The sequence below is a fragment of the Caballeronia sp. SL1002 genome (assembly GCF_057814995.1).
Map to the genome: position 1 here is coordinate 162,227 of NZ_JBYMUW010000005.1, position 19,921 is coordinate 182,147.

The 19,921-nt window shown below is 64.2% G+C and carries 20 protein-coding genes; 11 read left to right on the plus strand and 9 right to left on the minus strand.

Going from position 1 to position 19,921, the window contains the following annotated elements:
* From modB to AC3D25_RS25225, 3 genes are all read right to left on the minus strand, one after another.
* Nucleotides 1–678, minus strand: coding sequence for a molybdate ABC transporter permease subunit (gene modB, locus AC3D25_RS25215; RefSeq protein ID WP_488892148.1), 678 nt, complete (start codon nt 676–678; stop codon nt 1–3).
* On the minus strand, nt 678–1,439 hold the full coding sequence (gene modA / locus AC3D25_RS25220; RefSeq protein WP_488891215.1) for a molybdate ABC transporter substrate-binding protein: 762 nt from the start codon (nt 1,437–1,439) through the stop codon (nt 678–680). Before modA ends, modB begins: the two co-directional genes overlap by 1 nt.
* Before the next feature lie 126 nt (nt 1,440–1,565).
* On the minus strand, nt 1,566–2,261 hold the full coding sequence (locus tag AC3D25_RS25225; RefSeq protein ID WP_488891216.1) for a phosphatase PAP2 family protein: 696 nt from the start codon (nt 2,259–2,261) through the stop codon (nt 1,566–1,568).
* Nucleotides 2,262–2,626: 365 nt separating this feature from the next.
* Between AC3D25_RS25225 and AC3D25_RS25230 the strand changes: the two genes are divergently transcribed.
* Nucleotides 2,627–3,820, plus strand: coding sequence for an extracellular catalytic domain type 1 short-chain-length polyhydroxyalkanoate depolymerase (locus AC3D25_RS25230; RefSeq protein ID WP_488891217.1), 1,194 nt, complete (start codon nt 2,627–2,629; stop codon nt 3,818–3,820).
* A gap of 123 nt (nt 3,821–3,943) precedes the next feature.
* A complete protein-coding gene (locus AC3D25_RS25235) occupies nt 3,944–4,117 on the plus strand; it encodes a DUF3563 family protein (RefSeq protein WP_488891218.1) in 174 nt (57 codons plus the stop codon).
* A 127-nt stretch (nt 4,118–4,244) separates the two neighbouring features.
* On the opposite strand, the gene AC3D25_RS25240 is transcribed toward AC3D25_RS25235, so the two are convergent.
* From AC3D25_RS25240 to AC3D25_RS25260, 5 genes are all read right to left on the minus strand, one after another.
* Nucleotides 4,245–4,664 carry an organic hydroperoxide resistance protein gene (locus AC3D25_RS25240; RefSeq protein WP_488891219.1) on the minus strand — a complete coding sequence of 140 codons (420 nt, stop codon included), beginning with the start codon at nt 4,662–4,664 and terminating at the stop codon, nt 4,245–4,247.
* Nucleotides 4,665–4,826: 162 nt separating this feature from the next.
* Nucleotides 4,827–5,279 carry a MarR family winged helix-turn-helix transcriptional regulator gene (locus AC3D25_RS25245; RefSeq protein WP_488891220.1) on the minus strand — a complete coding sequence of 151 codons (453 nt, stop codon included), beginning with the start codon at nt 5,277–5,279 and terminating at the stop codon, nt 4,827–4,829.
* Between the two features lie 107 nt (nt 5,280–5,386).
* Complete coding sequence (locus AC3D25_RS25250; RefSeq protein WP_488891221.1) at nt 5,387–6,208, minus strand: BPSS1780 family membrane protein; 822 nt, start codon at nt 6,206–6,208, stop codon at nt 5,387–5,389.
* 7 nt (nt 6,209–6,215) lie between these two features.
* Nucleotides 6,216–7,190, minus strand: coding sequence for a homoserine kinase (locus tag AC3D25_RS25255; RefSeq protein ID WP_488891222.1), 975 nt, complete (start codon nt 7,188–7,190; stop codon nt 6,216–6,218).
* Nucleotides 7,191–7,330: 140 nt separating this feature from the next.
* Entirely contained in the window at nt 7,331–7,732 is a 402-nt protein-coding gene (locus AC3D25_RS25260) for a hypothetical protein (RefSeq protein WP_488891223.1), read from the minus strand.
* A gap of 278 nt (nt 7,733–8,010) precedes the next feature.
* On the opposite strand from AC3D25_RS25260, the gene AC3D25_RS25265 reads away from it, so the two are divergent.
* Genes AC3D25_RS25265 through AC3D25_RS25305 form a run of 9 tightly spaced genes read left to right on the plus strand, consistent with a single transcriptional unit; the run spans nt 8,011 to nt 18,061 of the window.
* Nucleotides 8,011–8,655, plus strand: coding sequence for a GntR family transcriptional regulator (locus AC3D25_RS25265; protein WP_488892149.1), 645 nt, complete (start codon nt 8,011–8,013; stop codon nt 8,653–8,655).
* Nucleotides 8,656–8,704: 49 nt separating this feature from the next.
* Nucleotides 8,705–9,511 carry an SDR family oxidoreductase gene (locus AC3D25_RS25270; RefSeq protein ID WP_488891224.1) on the plus strand — a complete coding sequence of 269 codons (807 nt, stop codon included), beginning with the start codon at nt 8,705–8,707 and terminating at the stop codon, nt 9,509–9,511.
* 41 nt (nt 9,512–9,552) lie between these two features.
* On the plus strand, nt 9,553–10,485 hold the full coding sequence (gene kce / locus AC3D25_RS25275; RefSeq protein ID WP_488891225.1) for a 3,5-dioxohexanoate:acetyl-CoA acetone transferase: 933 nt from the start codon (nt 9,553–9,555) through the stop codon (nt 10,483–10,485).
* Nucleotides 10,486–10,541: 56 nt separating this feature from the next.
* Complete coding sequence (locus AC3D25_RS25280; RefSeq protein ID WP_488892150.1) at nt 10,542–11,288, plus strand: N-acyl homoserine lactonase family protein; 747 nt, start codon at nt 10,542–10,544, stop codon at nt 11,286–11,288.
* A gap of 40 nt (nt 11,289–11,328) precedes the next feature.
* Nucleotides 11,329–12,465 (plus strand): sugar ABC transporter substrate-binding protein, encoded by a 1,137-nt coding sequence (locus tag AC3D25_RS25285; protein WP_488891226.1) that lies wholly within the window; start codon nt 11,329–11,331, stop codon nt 12,463–12,465.
* A 27-nt stretch (nt 12,466–12,492) separates the two neighbouring features.
* Nucleotides 12,493–14,001, plus strand: a complete 1,509-nt coding sequence (locus AC3D25_RS25290) for a sugar ABC transporter ATP-binding protein (protein WP_488891227.1) — start codon at nt 12,493–12,495, stop codon at nt 13,999–14,001.
* Between the two features lie 47 nt (nt 14,002–14,048).
* Entirely contained in the window at nt 14,049–16,148 is a 2,100-nt protein-coding gene (locus AC3D25_RS25295) for an ABC transporter permease (protein ID WP_488891228.1), read from the plus strand.
* A gap of 11 nt (nt 16,149–16,159) precedes the next feature.
* Entirely contained in the window at nt 16,160–17,119 is a 960-nt protein-coding gene (locus AC3D25_RS25300) for a 3-hydroxyacyl-CoA dehydrogenase (RefSeq protein WP_488891229.1), read from the plus strand.
* 39 nt (nt 17,120–17,158) lie between these two features.
* Entirely contained in the window at nt 17,159–18,061 is a 903-nt protein-coding gene (locus tag AC3D25_RS25305) for an SMP-30/gluconolactonase/LRE family protein (protein ID WP_488891230.1), read from the plus strand.
* Nucleotides 18,062–18,167: 106 nt separating this feature from the next.
* On the opposite strand, the gene AC3D25_RS25310 is transcribed toward AC3D25_RS25305, so the two are convergent.
* Nucleotides 18,168–19,850 (minus strand): acid phosphatase, encoded by a 1,683-nt coding sequence (locus AC3D25_RS25310; protein WP_488891231.1) that lies wholly within the window; start codon nt 19,848–19,850, stop codon nt 18,168–18,170.
* Nucleotides 19,851–19,921: the final 71 nt, after the last annotated feature.

Consider the following 19,921-nt stretch of genomic DNA (forward strand, 5'->3'; position numbering starts at 1 on the left):
TCAGCGCGCCGCCGAGAGCGGACGTTGCGGCAGGAGCCTGCCGGCTGCGAGCAGCACCACGACGCACGTCACCGACGTCACGATCACCAGCACGTTCGCGGTGTGATCGTCGCCGGCCTGCACGGCCGAATAGACGGCGACCGACAGCGTCTGCGTGCGTCCCGGCAGGTTGCCCGCGATCATCAGCGTTGCGCCGAATTCGCCGAGCGCGCGGGCGAACGCGAGCAGCGCGCCCGCCAGAATGCCACGCGCGGCGAGCGGCAGGCTCACGCGAAAAAACACGGCCGCTTCCGTCACGCCGAGCGTGCGCGCGGCGCGTTCGAATTGCGGATCGACGGCTTCGAACGCCGTACGCGCCGATTTCAGGACGAGCGGAAACGCCACGATGGTCGATGCAACCACCGCGCCTTGCCACGTAAACACGAGCTGAATATCGAACTTGTCGAGCCATTCCCCGATCACCCCACGCCGCCCGAGCAGCACGAGCAGGTAATAGCCGAGCACGGTCGGCGGCATGACGAGCGGCAGCGTAAGCAGCGAATCGACGAGATCGCGCGCCGGCGAACGCCAGCGCGACAGGCCGAACGCCACCGCGACGCCGAACACGATGTCGAGCGCCGTCGCCCAGCCCGCCACTTTCAGCGAGAGGAGAAGCGGCGTCCAGGCCTGATCGACGATCACTTTTGCGGCGCCTTGAAGCCGTATTGCGCGAGCACGGCTTGTCCGGCGGGCGAGAGCACGAACGCGATGAACTGGTCGGCTTCCGCCGCGTGCTTGCTTTGGGCGACGCGGGCGATCGGATAAGAGATCGGCGTTTGCGTCGGCACGGTCAGCGCAACCTTCACCCGATCCGGCATGACGGCGGCGTCCGTGCCGAACACGAAACCGGCGTCCACTTCGCCGCGCGCGACGTAATCGAGACTTTGGCGCACGTTCGCGGCAAGCACGCCCTTCGCGCTCACGGCGTCCCAGACGCCCGCTTGCGTGAGCGCGCCCTGCGTGTAGCGGCCGACCGGCACCGATGCCGGATCGCCGTAAGCAATGCGTTTCACGCTCGCCGCGCTCAGGTCGCGCACGGTCGACGGCGCGAATTTGCTGTCGGTCGGCACGATCAGGACGAGCGAATTCGCGGCGAAGTCGCGGCGCGTATCGGCTGCGATCACTTTTTCGTCGTTGGCCTTGTCCATCGCTTTCTGATCGGCGGAGGCGAACACGTCGGCGGGCGCGCCTTTGACGATCTGCTGCATCAGCACGTCCGATGCGCCGAAGTTCATCAACACTTTCGTGTCGGGATGCGCCTTCTGGAATGCATCGCCCACGGCCTTGAACGCGTTCGTGAGACTGGCGGCCGCCGAGACGACGATCTCATCGGCGTGCGCCGCGCCTTGCGCGACAAGGGTTACGAGGGCGACAGCGGCGATCAGCGATTTCTTGACCATAGCGGAGACAGTGGACTGAGTGGAAGGAAACCGCATCGTAATATATTTGCGGTTATAACGGTCGGCGGTATGCGCGCTATGTGGGATTGACGCGGGTTGCATCCGAGCAGCGGATTGACGCGAGTTTCAGCCCAGCGGCGGCTTCGGCAAGTCGGCTTGAGTGCGTTGAGCGGGCGACGGCCGGGGCAGCGAATTGCGATCCGCCTTCCAGCGCGCGCGGATGTACGGGCGCTGGTGGCCGGACAGATGCAGCGCGATTCCGGTGATCCAGCGCTGCGTGGGCACTGGCATGCCGTGCAGCGTGACGGCGACCAGCAGGAGACTTGCCGCGACCGGCGCGGGCGAAAGCCGGTCGCCCTCCGCGCGCCACGAACACGCGACGAACACGAGCGCGACCAGTGCGCCGAGCGTGCAGCCGAACACCACTTCCGACACCGAATGCGCGCTCAGCACGACGCGCGACAGACCGACTGCCGCGCCGGCCGCAAGCCCGAGCACCACGCCTGCAGCCCGCCAACCCGCGCGCGCAGGCAGCAACGCGACGAACAGCGCGACAGGGAGGACCGCTGTTGCGACCATCGCGTGGCCGCTGATACCAGTGAAATCCCACGGGCGCACGCCGATTCCCCATCCCAGAAACGCAATCTTCGTCACGAAGACGAGCCCGCTCGCGACGCCGAGCAGCGTCAGCCAGCCAGCCGAATAGCGCCACGGATAGCCGAGCGCGAGCCACGCGGCTGCGGCGAGCGCGAGCGGGATCATCACGCCGACGCTGCCGAGCGCGGTGATCGAAATCCAGAGCGATGAAGGTAAATCGGGCATAAACCGTGAATGAAGTGTTTAAAACGCAAGAAATTACACGCAGGAACACCGGTTGCTGCAATGCGGCAAAGCAGCCGCGGTTTTAATGGTCAGATTAATCCTAAAACGTTGCGCGCCATGTAACCATTATACCGCTGCGGCAGTTGTTGAACTGTGTCCTTCAACCCCTTTAAACGTAGGCTACGCGCCGCGCAACTGCGCCCATCTCCGCGTAAAAGGGTTCAGAACGTTCTTATAAGCTCCTAAAGCAGGACGTGCAGCCCTTGCGCAAGGCTCGGCGTTTAATGTTATTGTGCGCTGCACCAACCCGAGCACGGCGGTCTGAATTGCGCCGTTTCTCAAGCCCTGTTTGTGGAGTTCATACGATGTCGAAGAGCCTTACGAAGATCTGGCTGCGCGGCTTGCGACGCCTCGTTGCGACGCAAGCCGAGATCCCTCGCGCGCTCACGGCGCGTAAGCCTGCTAAAGCGGCGAAAGCCGCGAAAGCCGCGAAACCGCGCGCCACGGTCGCGAAAAAAGCCGCTCCGGCCGCCGTTGCGCCGAAGATCGGCGCGCTCGGCCGCGCGAGTGCGCGCCCGGCGGCGCGCGAATCCCGCGTGCGGCCGCGTGCATCGGCCTGGGCGGGCGGAAAGTGGACGCGCTCGTTTCACAGCGCGCCGCCGTCGCCCGGACGTTTTGTCAATCATCTCGCTTACGCGCTCTATTTGCCGCCGGGCGCGGCGCTCGCCCGCATGCCGCTCGTCGTGATGCTGCACGGCTGCAAGCAAAATGCCGACGAGTTCGCGCAGGGCACGCGCATCAATCTGCTCGCCGATCGCTTTGGCTTTGCAGTGCTGTATCCCGAGCAGTCGAAACACGATCACGCGCACCGCTGCTGGCACTGGTACGACGACTCGGGAAGTGCGGGCGGCGGCGAGGCGGCGTCGGTGGTGTCGCTCGTCGAGGCGGTCGTGGCCGAGCATCGGCTCGATCCCGAACGCGTCTATGTCGCCGGGATGTCGGCGGGCGCGGGCCTCGCGTCCATGCTCGCGATGAAATATCCCGAAGTTTTCGCGGCGGTCGGCCTGCATTCCGGTGTGGTCTACGGCGATTCGCGCTCGGCTATCGGCGCGATGGACCTGATGCGGCGAGGCAGCCGCCAGGACCCGGTCGCGCTGATCAACGCGGCCGTCGACGTGCCGAATTATCCCGGCATGCCGGCGGTGATCGTGCACGGCGAACTCGATTCGGTCGTCTCGCAGACGAACGCCGAGCAGTTGACGACCGAATTCCTGCGCCTGAACGGCTTTATCGACGCGACCGGCGCGTGGCGCAGCGGCGAAGGCCGCGAAGAAAAGCTCGCCGATGCGACCGTCCGCGACTTCGTGAAGGGCGGCCGCCGCGTGGTGAAAACCTGCATCGTGCGCGGGCTAGGCCACGCGTGGAGCGGCGGCGACGATACGGTCGCATTTCATGCGGCCAAAGGTCCCGACGCCACGGCGATGATGTGGGAGTTCTTCAAGCACCAACGCCGCGCGCCCCAAGCCAGGCACGCCACACGGGCGGCCAGCGTGGCGTGATTGTTTAAAGTGTTGCAATTTTGCGTTTAGGATCAATGCTCTAGTGCGAAAGGTGTGGCGTTGGATCAGGGATTACCCTATAATGGCTTCACTAGGTAATAACCCTGATCCCCGAGGTGCCACATGTATCTGCTCAGCCAACTCTTTTTGTTCCTCACGAAATCGTCCGAACAACGCTCCAAAGATCGCGATGACGCGTATCTGGCCGAAGCCACGGACATTTACGACCTCGAATACCGTATGAAAAAGCTGGATCGCCGTGCTTCGGGCCGCCATCCTTCGTGGCTTGCCCAGTAAGATTCGCGCGATTCAAAGCGCAGCGCTCCGAGTGGGCGCGCATCAATGCAAAAATGCCGGCTAACTGAGCCGGCATTTGCATTTCTGGCGGCGCTTTCAGCACAACGCTGAGTACGCCGCCAGCATTTCAGACGATTTTCACGCGGACCGGCACGTTGTTGCGGGTCGCGTTCGAATACGGGCAGACCTGGTGCGCTGTATCGACAAGCTTCTGCGCCTGATCGGCGGGAATGCCCGGCAGCGACACGCGCAATTCGATATCCAGTGCGAAACCACCGTTGTCATTCGGCCCCACGCCGACATCGGCGCTGACCGTGGTATCGGCGGGCAGCGCCGTCTTTTGCTGGCCGGCGACAAACTTCATCGCGCTCAGGAAACACGCCGAATAGCCCGCCGCGAACAACTGTTCCGGGTTCGTGCCTTCCGCGCCCGTGCCGCCGAGCGCCTTCGGCGCGCTCAATTTCACATCGAGTTGCTCATCCGACGAAACTGCCCGGCCGTCGCGGCCGCCCGTGCTCGTTGCCGTTGCCGTGTAGAGAATGCTCATGGTTTTCTCCTGGTTTGACGCCGCGTGTAAGCGGCTAAAGGTTCGGTGGCTGCTGATCGGCATCGTTCGCGCCAACCACGGGATGAAATATAACGTGCTAATAGTTAGTGTGCAAATTAAATAATTTTAATAGCTCCGATGATCGGCCACTATCGGTGTTTGTCAGCCTTCGTTGTATTCCTCGATCGTCGATCGCAACTGCTTCAGTTCGTCGCGCAAGCGGATAAGCCGCTGCGCATCCGAGCCGGTCGCGCAATAAATCTCGTGTGGGATGCCTGTTGCCTGCGCCTTGAGCGCCTGTCCGGACGGGGTAAGCCGTATATTGACCTGCCGCTCGTCGTTGACGCCCCGCGTACGCGTGACGTATCCCTGCGATTCGAGCCGCTTGAGCAAGGGCGTCATGGTCGCGGAATCGAGGTTGAGCCGCTCGGCAATCGTCTTCACCGTCAGCCCGTCCGACTCCCAGAGCACGAGCATTGCGAGATATTGCGGATAGGTCAGGCTCAATTTTTCGAGCAGCGGCTTGTACGCCTTGGTCATCGCGAGCGAGGTGGAATAGAGCGCGAAGCAAAGCTGCTGATCGAGTTCGAGCGGGATGTCGGGCGTGGTCGTCATGGCGTTGCACCTGGTCGGTCGATTCGACAGTGTACGCATGTCCTTTGCGCACTAACAAAAAATGGGCGCCGAAGCGCCCATTTTCAAGCTGGCAATCCTCCGAGCCGTCAGATGCGCGGGGAGTTGTTTGTGTTTGGCGCGTCCGCGCTGTCGGCGTCCTGCACGCCGAAACATCCGCGATACGTCGCGTAAAACGAGCAGTAAAGGGCGGTCGTGACGAGGATCGACGCGGGCATCAACACGGCCAGCGCCATTTCCTGGCTCGCGCCGAACGCCTGCATCAGCGCGGTCAGTCCGAACGAGACGGCGAGCGCGATGGCGATCCACAGCACGCCGTACACGATAAACGCGTTGCGATTGCGCCAGCAACTCACGAAGCTGAAGAAGAGCGCCTTGGGCGGCGCGACGTCGTGCCACGCGACCAGAATAGGCGCGAACCAGAAAAGCATTGCGACCGGCACGTAACAGCCCATCGCGACGAGCACCGCGAGCGGGCTGAAACTGGCCGCCACGGTTTCCGGATCGCCCGACGGACCGCTGCCGAGCATCATGCTGAGCAGCAATCCGCCATCGACCAATGCCGACAACGCGAAAATCGCGCCCATCGCAACGATATAGAGCGCGCCAAGCACCAGCAGACGCCGCGCGACGACGCTGCCGTAGGAGCGAAATCCATCGACGAGAACGGTCGGCCAGACCGGCTTTCCGCCGATCGTGTTGCGGCACGCCGCCATGAAACCGACCGCGATGCCCGGGATCAGGAGCAGCGGCAAAAACGGGCCGATGAGCGGAAGACGCGAGATGAGCGTCATTGCGAACAGATACGCGAAGAACACCGTGAGAAACGCGAGCGGATTCCGGCGGAACAGCCAGATGCCCTGGCGGAACCACACATAGCCGGTTTTAGCGGGGACTTCGATCAGTTGCATGAATGGCTTACCGTTGAGCGGAAGTAGAGGCGGCGTCGACGCGCTCGCGCAAGATGCGTTCGAAATGGCCGGGATCGTGCGGCTTGAGCATTTCGGCTTCGCGCGGACGATAAAAATCGTATAGACGCGATACCCAGAAACGCAACGCGCCCGCGCGCAGCATATCGTTCCAGTGATGGTTTTCGGCGGGCGTGAACGGGCGCACGGTCTGGTAGGCACGTAGCATCGCATCGACACGCAGCGGGTCCAGCACGCCCGTCGCCAGGTCGATACACCAGTCGTTCACGCACACGGCAACGTCGAATAGCCACTTGTCGACGCCCGCGAAATAAAAGTCGAAGAAGCCGCCGAGTTGCGTTTCGCCCGCGCTCGGATGCGCGAACAGCACGTTGTCGCGGAACAGGTCGCAATGGCACGGGCCTTCGGGCAACGCGGCGAAGTCGTCCGACGCGAAGAACGCGGCCTGATGCGCAAGTTCGGTTTGCAGCAGATCGCGTTGGTCGCCGGTGATGAACGGCAACACCGCGGGCGTGGTTTCGCGCCACCACGACAGGCTTCGAAGGTTCGGTTGATGCTGCGGAAAATCGCGTCCCGCGAGATGCATCCGCGCGAGCATTTGCCCGACCTCGATACAGTGCTGCGGTCCCGGCGACAGTTCCGGCGCGCCGTCGAGCTTCGTCACGATGGTCGCGGGCTTGCCGTTCAGCATGGCGAACAACGCGCCGTCGCGGCGCGGCATCGGGTCCGGAACCGGCACGCGATGCGACGCCAGATGACGCATCAGATCGAGATAAAACGGCAGTTGCTCGGCGCTCAGGTTTTCGAACAGCGTGAGGACATATTCGCCACGCGTCGTCGTCAGAAAGAAATTGCTGTTTTCAATGCCTGACTGAATGCCGCGAAAATCGACGACCTCGCCGAGATCGTAGTTTTGCAGCCAGTCGGCAAGCTGGGGAGCGGTGACAGCGGTAAATACGGCCATGCAGGAAGCGTCGGTCAGGTTGAAAAGCTGGCGCGCGCGGTCGAGCGCAAGGCGGCCAGTCTGGCGCGCCGCGCTTCCATGTGAAAGGCGCGGCGTCGAAGCGGAACAGCGTGCGGACTACAACGAGTCAGTAGTGCAACTTAGTACCGCAGATTCACCGACGGCAAACGCGTGCTCGCGCGGCCATTGTCACGAACAGAAGGCGATGTATCGGCCGGCGCGCTCATTTGATAGCTCGTGCCGAAATTCGAACGAACGTTGATTTCGACGGGCTTGCCTTTATCGCGGTATTCGGTAATTTCCGTCCCGTTCGTGCTTTTTTCATAGTAGCTCGGCAGCCGGGGCGGCGAGATTTCGACTTTCGAGCTGACTTCGGCGGCGGGACGGTTGATGGCCTTCAGGTCAGGAAGCCCGGCGGCTTCCTCCGGCGACATCGTGTGCGCCGCCGGTGTGGGTTCCGCCGCGGGCGCCGGCTGCGCGAACGCGCTGATGCTTCCGGCGGCAAGGACTGCCGCGATGGCGACAGAAAAGAGCGGCTTCATGTTTGTTTCTCCAGATGAGTGGCCGGATTTTAGCAAAATCGAATCGGCCAAAGGGACGCGCAATGCCTTATTTTGCGCCGCTTTTCCCGATTATGACCGAACCCGCCTCCGCGTTTCCCCTTACGCATTTTTGATTGACTCGACGACGCGCCGGAACCACACTTCATTGCAAGTGTGATCACAGGTCACAGATACCAAAGTTCAGCAGGAGACACGACGTGGCGACGCGTTCTGCGGGAAATGATTTGCCACCGCTCGAAGTGGTGGCGCGCGAGACGATGGCCGGGCGCGTCTACGCGCAGTTGCGCGAGGCGATCATGACCGGCCGTTTCGCGCCCGGGCAGTTATTGAGCCTGCGCGGCGTTGCGGAGGCGGTGGGTTCGTCGACGATGCCGGTGCGCGGCGCGCTCACGCGCTTGCAGGCGGAAGGCGCGTTGATCGACGGGCCGGGCCGCGCGCTGATCGTCCCGCCGATGACCCTCGAATTGCTCGACGAACTGCGCGACGTGCGCATCGCACTCGAAGGTTGCGTGGCGCGCCGGGCGGCATCGCGGATGACCCGGCCGCACCTCGACGCGCTCCAGCGCGTGTTCGACACGATGGACGCGCACGTCGAGGCCGGCGACGCGCCCGCGTATCTGCGCAGCAATTTCGAATTCCACATCGCCATCTACACGCACGGCGCGAGCGATCTCACGCTCGCGACCATCCAGAACCTCTGGATGCGCATCGGCCCGTTTCTCAACCTCGTCGCGCCGGATATTCCGCACATGCGGCGGTCGATGGCGGCGCACCGGATGATCGTCGATGCGCTTTGGCGCGGCGACGGCGAAGGTGCGAAGGCGGGTATCGAACAGGATATCGGCGACGCGGCGGCGGACTTGCAGGATCGGCTGCAAAGCAGAGAAGCGGCGCGCGCCTGAGCCGTGCGCCTGAAGGCGTATCAACGACAACACCAGCGGGAGACAAGGCATGACGGTTCTACAGATGTTGAAACCGCACGCGGGACTGCGCGTGCTCGTGACGGGCGGCGCATCGGGCATCGGGCTCGTGATCGCCCGCGCGTTCGTCGACGCGGGCTCGCGTGTCCATGTATGCGACGCGAGCCAGGACGCCATCACGGCGTTGTTGCGCGAGGAAGAATCGCGCGAATGCAACGCGATCACCGCGACGCTCGCGGACGTATCGGATCGGGCGGCGGTCGGGCGCGTTTTCGACGACGTTCGCACGCATCTCGGCGGTCTCGACGTGCTCGTGAACAACGCGGGTATCGCGGGGCCGACCGGCGGGATCGACGCGATTGCCGAAGACGAATGGCAAGCGACCATCGACGTGAATCTCAACGCGCAGTTCTACTTCGCGCGGCAAGCCGTGCCGATGCTGCGCGAGGCGCGCGATGGCGGCGCGATCATCGCGCTTTCCTCGGTGGCCGGGCGGCTCGGCTACGCGTACCGCACGCCGTATTCGGCCACGAAATGGGCGGTGGTCGGCCTGACCAAGAGTCTCGCGATCGAACTTGGCCCGGACAACATCCGCGTCAACGCGATCCAGCCGGGGATCGTGAAAGGGCCGCGTATCGAGAAGGTGATTTCGGCGCGCGCGGCGCAGCTCGGCAAGTCCTACGAGGACATGGAAAAAGACTATCTCGCGAAAATTTCGCTGCGCCGGATGACGACGCCCGAGGAAGTCGCGGCGACCGCGCTTTTCTTGTGCTCGCCGGGCGGCAGCGGCATCTCGGGGCAGGCGATCTCGGTTTGCGGCAACGTCGAAGTACTTTAAAACGCGGCTTACCGCATAACAAACAAGCGGAGACGAACAGCATGGCAACGAAACGCAAGGTCATCATCACCTGCGCGCCGACCGGCGCGATCCACACGCCTTCGATGTCGCCGTATCTACCGGTGACGCCGCAGGAAATCGGCGACGCCGCGCTCGCCGCCGCGAAAGAAGGCGCGGCGATCCTGCATCTGCACGCACGCGATCCGAACGACGGCCGCCCGACGCAAGACCCCGCCGTGTTCCAGCAATTCCTGCCGCGCATCAAGGCGGAGACCGACGCGGTGATCAACATCACGAGCGGCGGCAGCCCGCACATGACGGTGGAAGAGCGCCTCAAGCCCGCGCATCATTTCAAGCCGGAAGTGGCGTCGCTGAACATGGGATCGATGAACTTCGGCCTCTATCCGATGCTCGACCGCTTCAAGGATCTCAAGCACGACTGGGAGCGGCAGCATCTGGAAAACAGCCGCGCACTGATTTTCAAGAACACGTTCGCGGACATCGAATACATCCTGACCTCGTGCGGCGCGAACGGCACGCGTTTCGAATACGAGTGCTACGACATTTCGCATTTGTACAACCTCGCGCATTTTGTCGATCGCGGGCTGGCGAAGCCGCCGTTCTTCGTGCAAAGCGTGTTCGGATTGCTCGGCGGGATCGGACCGCATCCGGAAGATCTGATGCATATGCGCCGCACCGCCGACCGCCTGTTCGGCAGCGACTACGTCTGGTCGATTCTCGGCGCGGGACGCCATCAGATTCCGCTCGCGACGCTCGGTGTCGCGCAAGGATCGAATGTGCGCGTCGGGCTTGAGGATTCGCTGTGGATCGAACCGGGCAAGCTTGCGGAATCGAGCGCGGCGCAGGTGATCAAGATTCGTCAAGTGATAGAAGGGCTTTCGCTCGATATCGCGACGCCCGCCGAAGCGCGCGCCATGCTCGGCCTGAAGGGCGCGGCCGAAACGAACTTCTAGGCGCGGAGGCCACCGTGGCGATTTCTACTGCTATTCCCAAGCTGAAAGTTGTCGCGATGCCGACCGGCTGGCTCACCGTCGATCGTTCGTCGCAAGTCTACGGCCGCTATTTCGGCCAGCAAATGAAGGTGCCGGTGTGGTCCACGGCCATCGTCGGCGCGGATAAAAAAATCGTCGTCGATACCGGCATTCACGATCCGGGCTGGGTCAGCAGTTTCGTGTGTCCGTGCGAGCAGGCGCCGGAAGAACGGCTCGAACGCGCGCTGAAGGAATACGTGGGCTGGAGCGCGGACGAGGTCGATATCGTCATCAACACGCATCTTCACTACGACCATTCGGGCGGCAACACGCTCTTTCGCAACGCGCGTTTCGTGATCCAGGCCGCCGAGTGGGAATACGCGGGACGGCCGCTGCCGACGCAGGCGACGTACTACCAGGAGTTCCTGATCGGCCGCGATCCGCTCGCGTATTTCCGCTGGTCGTTCGTGAATGGCGTGGCCGATATCGTGCCCGGCGTGCGCGTCGTGCCGACACCGGGCCACACGCCGGGACATCAATCGGTTGCGGTGAGTACGGCAGAAGGCGTCGTGCTGATCGCTGGCGATTGCGCGAACTGCATGGAGAACATCGTCGATCTCGTGCCGGTCGGGATCGTCCATGAGACGCAGGCCGAACTTGCTTCGCTCAAGCGCATCCGCCAGATCGCGGATTTCGTGATACCCGGACACGACCCGAACGTCGTGCCCGGATCGGCGGGAATTCAGCTTCCCGCCAGTGCACGTCTGCAGCACGTTGAAAGCTAGAACATAACGCTTCACTAAAAACGCAGGTCTGGAGGAAGACATGAAAGCACTCACGCGCACCATTCGAAGCGCGGGCCGGGTTGCACTCGGCGCCGCCGCAGTCACCGTATTTGCCGCGCTCGCGGTCTCGGGGCAAGCCAATGCCGCCGACAAGTACAAGGTTTTTCTATCGATGAGCTATGTCGGCAACGACTGGCAAACCGAGGCCGCCAACATGGTCAAGGCGATGGCGGCGACGCCCGCGCTGAAAGACAAGGTGGATCTCGAAGTGCAGGTCGCGGGCACCGACGCGCAAAAGCAGATCCAGCAGATCAACTCGATGGTGCAGGCGGGCGCGAAGGCCATCGTCATCTATCCGATCTCGCCGACCGCGCTCAATCGCGCGATCAAGAACGCGTGCTCGAAGGGCGTGGTGGTCGCGGCTTACGACGGCGAAGTGACGGAACCGTGCGCGCATAACGTGACCATCGACCAGAAACAGGCCGGCACCGTGACCGCCGAATGGCTCGCCAAGACCATCAACGGGAAGGGCAATATCGTGATGATCAACGGCGTGCCGGGCACGTCGGTGGATCGCGCGCGCACCGAGGCGGCGAAGGAAGTGTTCGCGAAGTTCCCCGGCATCAAGGTCGTGGCCGAAGGCACCGGCATGTGGAGCCAGGCGACCGCCAAGACGGAACTCTCGAAGATCCTCGCGACGAATAGCTGGGACAAGATCGACGGACTGTGGATGCAGGTCGGCTGCTTCACGGCGGCGTCGATGCAGCTTGACGCGGGCATCGCCGACGACAAGATCAAGCCGTGCGCGGGTGAATCGTCGAACGGCCACCGCGTGCAGATGTTGCCGCCGGGAGCCGTGAAGGGTGAGGGCGCGTATCGGTCGATCGGTTATCGCTCGATCTCCTACGGCGCGCCGCCGTATTCCGGCGCGATGGCGCTCAAGCTCGCCGTGCAGAAACTCGAAGGCAAGGATTTCCCGGCGCGCGTGACGCTCAAGCTGCCGCTCGTGCTGACGGCGCAGTCGAAACTTTGCAAGACGGGTTCGATCGATGAACTGAAGGCGGGCTGCACGGCGTTCATGCCGGACAAGGTGCCGCCGGGCTGGTTCGCCGACATCTATTCGGAAGAGTCCGCCGAAGTCGGCTTCAACGCCGCGCTGACCGGCAAGCCCGACTGACGCGAAACCGTCCACAGGAGAGAAGCTATGACGAGTGAATGGGCCGTCGATGTGTCGAAGGTCACCAAGCGGTTCGGCGCGACGGTCGCGCTCGACAACGCGTCGTTCCGGGTGAAGCGCGGCGCCGTTCACGCGCTGCTCGGCGAGAACGGCGCGGGCAAATCCACAACCGTCAAGCTGCTGTCGGGCCTGATCCATCCGGACGCCGGGAGCATCGCCATACTCGGCCGCAACGTCACGATGCGCAGTCCGAAGGACGCGCATCGGGCGGGCGTGCAGACCGCGTTCCAGGAGATGACGCTCGTGCGCGACCTGACCGTCGCGCAGAACCTGCTGATGTCGACGGAGCCGGTCGGCTGGTTCGGGCGCATCCGCCAGCGCGAGTCGCAGCGGCTCGCGGCGGAGTGGCTCGACCGGCTGGAACTCGGCGAAGTGCGGCCGGGCGCGTATATCCGCGATCTGGCGCTGCCGGTGCGCCAGAAGATCGAGATCGCGAAGGCGATCGTGCGCGCGCCGGAAGTGCTGCTGCTCGACGAGCCGACATCCGCGCTGTCCGGCCGCGACGTCGCGTGGCTCGCGCGGCGGATCGAAGAGATGAAGGCGCGCGGCGTCACGTTCGTGTTTATCTCGCACCGGATGCAGGAAGTGCGCGAGTTCTGCGACAGCCTGACGGTGTATCGAAACGGTCACGACGTGGGCGCGTTCGACACGAAGGATATCTCCGACGACGACGTGATCCGCCTCGTGATCGGCCGCTCGATGGACGCGAAATATCCGCCGAAAGTGGCGACGCCCTCGGCGCTCCCGGTGCCCGCGATGGAAGCGCGCGGCATCAAGGTGGACGGCGTGGTGGACGATTTCAATCTCACGCTGAAGGCAGGCGAGGTACACGGCATCGCGGCGTTGCAGGGCATGGGGCAGCGCGAGATTTTCGAGGCGCTGTTCGGCGCGCAATTTATCGACGAGGGCGAATTGCGGGTGGACGGCAAGCCGGTCACGCTGACCTGCACGGCCGATTCGCTCAAGGCGGGCGTATCGACAAGCTTTCTGCCGGAGGATCGCAAAACCGAAGGACTGTTCCTGCGGTTGCCCGGCGGCGAGAACGTGTCGCTGCCGGTGATCGGGCGCTTCTCGCGCTTCGGGTTGATTCAGAAGAAGCGCGAGCGCGCCGCGATTGGCCGCGTCCTCGCGCAGATGGAGGTCAATCCGCGCGCCGTGTACAAACCGTGCCTGTCGTTTTCGGGCGGCAATCAGCAGAAGATCGCGATGGCCAAGTGGCTGCTCACGCAAAGCCGCGTGTGGCTGATGTTCGATCCGACACGCGGCATCGACGTGGGCACCAAGCACCAGATTTTCGTGCTGATGCGCGCGTTCGCGGCGGCGGGCGGCGCGGTGCTGTTCTATTCCACCGACGTCCCCGAGCTCGTGAACGTGTGCGATCGCGTGTCCGTGGTGTATCGCGGGCGTAATGCCGCCGAGCTGGAAGGCGACGCGCTCACCGAGGAAAACGTGATGCGCAAGATGCTCGCCGCCTGAGCGCTTTTGCCTGCCGTTTGGCTTTTTTCAAAGACACGAGGTTCACCATGAACAACGCCATTGCGTCGCCCGACAGCGAGATCGTGCGGCCCGGCGCGCGAACCGGAATCGGCGCGCGCGTCGATCACTATCGCGGTCTCATCATCGCTATCGGCGCGCTCGCGGCCATGCTCGTGGCGTGGGTGTCGCTCTCGGCGACGCCAGTCGGGCTCTACGACGTCGGCTCCGTCATTTCGAGCAGCGCGACGCTCGCGCTCGCGGCGGTCGGGCAAACCATCGTCGTGCTCGGCGGCGGGTTCGACCTGTCGGCGTCCGCCGTGCTCTCGCTTGCCAACGTGCTCGCTGTGCGCTTCGTGCAAGGCTCGCCCGCCGAACAATGGGCGGGCGTCGCGCTGATCATCGCGATCGGCGGCGGGATCGGCTTCGTGAACGGCGCGGTGATCGCGTGGTTCCGCTTGCAATCCATCGTCGTCACGCTTGCCACGATGTTCATGGTGCAGGGCATTACGCTGTTGATCCAGAACAAGCCGGGCGGCAGTATCGGCGAGCAGTTCGGCGGTTTCGTCACGTCCGATCTGATCCCCGACAAATTGCCGATGTCCGCCGCCGTGCTCGTGCTGGCGCTGCTGGTCTGGACGTTCGTGAAGCGCACGCGCTTCGGCGTCGGTCTCTACGCGCTCGGCAGCGACGCGGACGGCGCCTACGCGAACGGCATGCCGGTGACGCGCTACCGGATCGGCAGCTACGTGCTCGCGGGCATGTTTTACGCGGCGGCGGGCTTGTATGTATCGGCGCAGACCGGTTCCGCCGATCCGCTCGTTGGCCGGCCGCTGCTGCTTTCGATGTTCACGGCCGTCGTGCTCGGCGGCACATGGCTCGGCGGCGGACGCGGCGGTTGCGTCGGCACGGTATTCGCCGCGATGACGCTGATGATCACGGTCAACATCCTGCTCGTGCTCAACGTGTCCGCGTTCTTCACGACCATTGCCGAAGCGACGATCCTGATACTCGCGGTGCTCGGCTCGTCGATCGGCAAGCAGTCGGCAGCGCACCAATGCGCGCGCTATGCGGGGCAATGGTTCAAGGCGTGGCGGACGAACACGCGCGCAAGGAACGACCCTGGCGCGCGCCGCGTCAAGTTCGAAGTGGAGGATTTCCGCCCGGTTGCGAATACGGAACTCAAGGGCCGCGTGCTCGCCGACTGGATCGAGCGAAACCGCGAATGGGTGAAGTACGTCGTTCCGGCATACCTGCTGTTTTTCGCGGTCGTGGCGATCACCGGCGTCGTCTACGGTCCCGGCGTGCTCGCGAGCGCGAACTTCTACACGAGCCTGCTGACGCTCACGCTCTTTCTTGCGATTCTCGGCCTCGGGCAAGGCGCGGTCATCCTGACCGGCGGGCTGGATTTGTCGGTGCCGTGGCTCATCACGCTCTCGGGCGTGCTGCTCACCGGTCTCACGCACGGCGTGAACGGCGCAGCGGTGTGGGCGGTGCCGCTCGTGCTCGGCGCGGGATTGCTGGTCGGCATCTTCAACGGTCTCGGCGTGGTGGTGCTTGGCTTGCCGCCGATTGTCGTGACACTCGCCGCGAACGGCCTGCTGCAAGGGCTGACGCTGATCTATTGCAACGGCTCGCCGCAAGGCTGGGCGCCATCCGCGATCAGCAATTTCACCAATGGCCGGCTCGGCCCGCTCTCGCTCGCCGCGTGGTGCGTGCCCTTGCTGCTCGTGTTCGCGCTGTTACTGCTGCATCGCACGCCGTTCGGCCGCCGCGTCTACGCGGTCGGCAATTCGCCGGTCGCGGCGAAGCTCGCGGGCGTGCGGGTCGGCGCGACGCTGGTCGCCGTGTATTGCCTGTCGGGCCTGTGTTCCGCCGTGGTCGGCTTGCTGCTCGCCGGGTTCAGCAGCCAGGCGTTCCTCGGCATGGGCGATCCGTACCTGCTGCCGTCGATCGCGGTGGTCGTGGTCGGCGGCGCGCTGATCACGGGCGGACGCGGCCACTATCTCGGCGTGTTCGGCGGCGCGCTGCTGCTGACCGCGCTCGGCACGCTGCTCGCGGGCACGACCGTGCCGCCCGCGGTGCGCGACATCATCAACGGCTGCGTCGTGCTGGCGGCGGTCATCACGTTGCGCGACAAGAAATCTTGAGGAGAGGTGAGATGAATTTGAATCCGGAGCGGCGCGTCGCAGTGATCGGGAGTGGCCGGATCGGGCGGGCGTGGTCGATCGTGTTCGCGCGCGCGGGCTTTCAGGTGCGCCTTCACGACGCCGATCCCGCGATGCTCGACGGCGCATTGCCCGCGATTGCCGAGAGCGTGCGCGATCTCGACTCGTTTGGATTGATCGACGAACCCGCCGATGCGCTAGTCGCGCGTATTGCGGTCTTCCCCGCGCTCGCGGACGCCGTCGCGGATGTCGAACTGGTGCAGGAAAACATCGCGGAGATCGTCGAGGCAAAACGCACACTGTTCGCCGATCTCGACCGGCTGACGCGCCCGGATACGCTGCTCGCCAGTTCGACGTCGGGCTTGCCCGCGTCCACGTTTACCGGACATTTGATGCATCGGTCGCGATGTCTGGTCGCGCATCCGGTGAATCCGCCGTCGCTCGTGCCGCTGGTCGAACTATGCGGCGCGCCGTGGACATCGGCGGAAACCATCGCGCGGGCGCGATCGCTTTACGAAACGGCGGGACAAAAACCCGTGACGGTGGCGAAGGAAATCGGCGGCTTTCTGCTGAACCGGCTTCAGGGCGCGGTGCTGCATGAAGCGATGAGCCTCTACGAACAAGGTTACGCGACGAGCGCCGACCTCGACACGGTGATGCGCGACGGCCTCGGGTTGCGCTGGTCGTTCATGGGACCGTTTGAAACCATCGACCTGAACGCACCGGGCGGCGTCGCCGATTACGCGGAGCGTTACGGCGCGATGTACCGCACGATCATGGCCGAGAGCGAGCCGTTCGAATGGTCGCCCGCGACGACTGCGCGGCTCGACGCCGAGCGGCGCGCCGTGCTGCCGCGCGAGCGGATCGAGGAACGCAGCCGCTGGCGCGACCGGCGGCTGATGGCGCTGCTCGCGCATCGCCGCGCGCTGGCCGCGAAAAAGGATGACGACTGAAGCCTCGTCGCGACGACCCAACAATAACCGGAGACAACGATGATCGAAACGCGCTTGCTGGTGGACGCCGATAACCATCTCGGCGAAGGCCCGCTCTGGGATGTGAAGGAACAGCGGCTCTACTGGATCGACAGCACGGCGGCGGAAATCAGCAGTTGCCGCGCGGACGGCAGCGACGTGCGGCGGTATTTCGTGCCGCGCCATATCGGCTCGATGGCGCTGCGGGAGTCGGGCGGCGCGGTGGTCGCGCTCGCGAACGGCCTGCATTTTTACGACTTCGACTCGCAAACCCTGAAGTTCATCGCCGATCCCGAAGCCGACGACACCGAAACGCGCTTCAACGACGGCAAAGTGGACCGGCGCGGCCGATTTGTCGCGGGGACGATGGCCTACGATTTCGATCGCTACGATGCCGACCGCGGCCAGCGCTCGACGCGCAGCGGCGGCCTTTACAGTCTCGACACGGATGGCCGCGTGACGCGGCTCGACGGCGGCATCAGTTGCTCGAATGGACCGTGCTGGAGTCCGGACAACCGCACGTTCTATTTCACCGATACCTACGACCGCCAGATGTACGCCTACGACTACGACATCGAAACCGGCGCGGTGGCGAACCGGCGCGTGTTCGCCTCGGCGCGCGACATGGCGGGCACCTTCGACGGGGCGACCGTGGATGCCGAGGGCTTTGTCTGGTCGGCGCTCGTGTTCGGCGGCCGGATTCTTCGATACGCGCCTGACGGCCGCCTCGATCGCGTCGTCCCGTTTCCCGTGCGCAACCTGACGAGCGTGATGTTCGGCGGCCCGGACCTGGATATTCTGTATGTCACGACGATGGGTCGGCCGATGTGGGGCATTCCGCAAAAGGAACGCGACAAGGGCGGCTTGTTCGCCGTGACCGGGCTTGGCGTGAAGGGCTTGCCGGAGCCGCGATTCGCGGGTTGAGCGCACTCGGCGGTTTGAGCGTGGAGCGCGCGGGAGGTGAGGCGCGCGTTCCTCGTGCGCGTCATGTGCGTCATGTGCATCACGGGCATCCCGCGCCTTACGTGCCTCACGCCAGATCGAGCGCGCCGGTGAGATCGCCCAGCGGCGCCTCGCCATTCGCCGCGAATGCGCGGTCGCGCAGCACAACGCCGTCGAGCGGTTCCAGTCCATGCACGCGGCTGATGAAGCGCAGGATGGAGTTCGTGTCGTACACAGTGTGATCGACGTAGCCTTTCTTCGCAAACGGCGCGATCACCAGCGCAGGAATGCGCGATCCCGGCCCCCACCGATCACCCTTCGGCGGCGCGACGTGATCCCACCAGCCGCCGTTCTCGTCATGCGTGACGATCACCACCGTGTTCTCCCATTGCGGCCCGCGCTGAATCCGCTCGATCACCTTCGCGATATGCCGGTCGCCCGACTCGACATCGGCGTATCCGGCGTGCATGTTCAGATTGCCTTGCGGCTTATAGAACGTGACGGCGGGCAGACGTCCCGCGTCGATATCGGCGATGAGCCGGTTGCTCGACGCGTCGTCACCCAGACCCGCGTCGCGCAGATGCTGAGTGCGCGCGGCCGTGCCGGGCGCGTAGTTCGTGAAGTAATTGAACGGCTGATGATGATGCTGGAAATCGGGCACCGAGCCGGTATCGCGATGCTCCAGCGCGTACTGCCACGCGCCGGCGTACCACGCCCAATCCACGTTGCGTGCCGAGAGCCGGTCGCCAATGGTCGCGTAGGTTTGCGGCGGCAACACGCGCGGGTTCGCGGGATCGGCGAGCATGGGATCGCCGCCTTCCGCCGGACCGATATTGCTAGGCTGAAAAGGCGGTGCCATCGTGTTCACCGCGTATCCGTCGGCGGTGAGCGCACCGTCGCGCACGAATACCGGCGGGCCGTCGAGCGCGGATTTCGGCGAATCCGGCGCAAGCCTCAGTTGCGTGCCGGTTGGATCGTCGCCTTCGACCACCGAGACGAGTTTCTTGGCCGGCCCGTTGTGCACATCCGGATAGAACGGCGCCTGCGCCGAAATGAGAAAGATGTGGTTCAGCCATGACCCGCCGAATGCGGCCATGAAAAAGTTGTCGCACAGCGTGTACTGACGCGCGAGATTCCAGAGCCGGAGCGAATCGGCCGAATTGCGGTAATGACCCATGACGAGGCCGCCCGAATCCGCCCACGCGGCGAACTGATTGTTACGCCCCGCGTTGATCTGCATCTGGTTCTGATAAAAGCGATGCCACAGATCGCGTGTAATCACACCGTTCGGCAGCGGCGCGCCCTGCGGATCGGCAAGCCGGAATGGTCCGTTGCGCAGGCCGTCGATATCCTTTTCCGAGATCATGTAGCGCTTGCCGTCCACGTCCTGTGCTTGCGGCACGAGACCACCCCAGATTTTCGGCAGCGTGGGCAGCGGTGTCACGCCGTCGCGGTCGAGTTGGGCATAACGGGTAGCGGGCACGGCCTCGAGCGGATATTGCACACCGGGAAAATTGCCGTACAGATTGCTGAAGCTGCGGTTCTCCGCATAGATCACGACGATCTGCCGGACCTTTGCCTGCAACGTGCGGTCCAGCGCGAGATCGGCGGCGGTCTTCGGGGTCGTGGGATGCGACTCCAGCAGATTGCAACCGCCGAGCGAAAGCCCTGCAAGACCCACGCCCGCAGCCAACAGGCGGCGGCGCACGGGATCGAGCGGTGCGTCGCTCGCGGTGGGGTGATCGTCACGCGGGTCGTCGTGCTGGCTCATTAGCTCGCTCCTGATACCGGAAATGATGGACGCGCCCGCCTACGTGGCGGAGGCGCGCATCACATTATCGT

Excerpts from the sequence above, each read along its gene's own strand:
- AC3D25_RS25295 (WP_488891228.1), top strand. The coding sequence starts at position 14,049 with ATGAACAACGCCATTGCGTCGCCCGACAGCGAGATCGTGCGGCCCGGC.
- AC3D25_RS25285 (WP_488891226.1), top strand. The coding sequence starts at position 11,329 with ATGAAAGCACTCACGCGCACCATTCGAAGCGCGGGCCGGGTTGCACTC.
- AC3D25_RS25280 (WP_488892150.1), top strand. The coding sequence starts at position 10,542 with ATGCCGACCGGCTGGCTCACCGTCGATCGTTCGTCGCAAGTCTACGGC.
- AC3D25_RS25255 (WP_488891222.1), bottom strand. The coding sequence starts at position 7,190 with ATGGCCGTATTTACCGCTGTCACCGCTCCCCAGCTTGCCGACTGGCTG.
- AC3D25_RS25235 (WP_488891218.1), top strand. The coding sequence starts at position 3,944 with ATGTATCTGCTCAGCCAACTCTTTTTGTTCCTCACGAAATCGTCCGAA.
- AC3D25_RS25240 (WP_488891219.1), bottom strand. The coding sequence starts at position 4,664 with ATGAGCATTCTCTACACGGCAACGGCAACGAGCACGGGCGGCCGCGAC.
- AC3D25_RS25260 (WP_488891223.1), bottom strand. The coding sequence starts at position 7,732 with ATGAAGCCGCTCTTTTCTGTCGCCATCGCGGCAGTCCTTGCCGCCGGA.
- AC3D25_RS25265 (WP_488892149.1), top strand. The coding sequence starts at position 8,011 with ATGGCCGGGCGCGTCTACGCGCAGTTGCGCGAGGCGATCATGACCGGC.
- AC3D25_RS25225 (WP_488891216.1), bottom strand. The coding sequence starts at position 2,261 with ATGCCCGATTTACCTTCATCGCTCTGGATTTCGATCACCGCGCTCGGC.
- AC3D25_RS25300 (WP_488891229.1), top strand. The coding sequence starts at position 16,160 with ATGAATTTGAATCCGGAGCGGCGCGTCGCAGTGATCGGGAGTGGCCGG.
- AC3D25_RS25230 (WP_488891217.1), top strand. The coding sequence starts at position 2,627 with ATGTCGAAGAGCCTTACGAAGATCTGGCTGCGCGGCTTGCGACGCCTC.
- AC3D25_RS25290 (WP_488891227.1), top strand. The coding sequence starts at position 12,493 with ATGACGAGTGAATGGGCCGTCGATGTGTCGAAGGTCACCAAGCGGTTC.
- AC3D25_RS25270 (WP_488891224.1), top strand. The coding sequence starts at position 8,705 with ATGACGGTTCTACAGATGTTGAAACCGCACGCGGGACTGCGCGTGCTC.
- AC3D25_RS25305 (WP_488891230.1), top strand. The coding sequence starts at position 17,159 with ATGATCGAAACGCGCTTGCTGGTGGACGCCGATAACCATCTCGGCGAA.
- AC3D25_RS25245 (WP_488891220.1), bottom strand. The coding sequence starts at position 5,279 with ATGACGACCACGCCCGACATCCCGCTCGAACTCGATCAGCAGCTTTGC.
- modA (WP_488891215.1), bottom strand. The coding sequence starts at position 1,439 with ATGGTCAAGAAATCGCTGATCGCCGCTGTCGCCCTCGTAACCCTTGTC.
- AC3D25_RS25310 (WP_488891231.1), bottom strand. The coding sequence starts at position 19,850 with ATGAGCCAGCACGACGACCCGCGTGACGATCACCCCACCGCGAGCGAC.
- kce (WP_488891225.1), top strand. The coding sequence starts at position 9,553 with ATGGCAACGAAACGCAAGGTCATCATCACCTGCGCGCCGACCGGCGCG.
- AC3D25_RS25250 (WP_488891221.1), bottom strand. The coding sequence starts at position 6,208 with ATGCAACTGATCGAAGTCCCCGCTAAAACCGGCTATGTGTGGTTCCGC.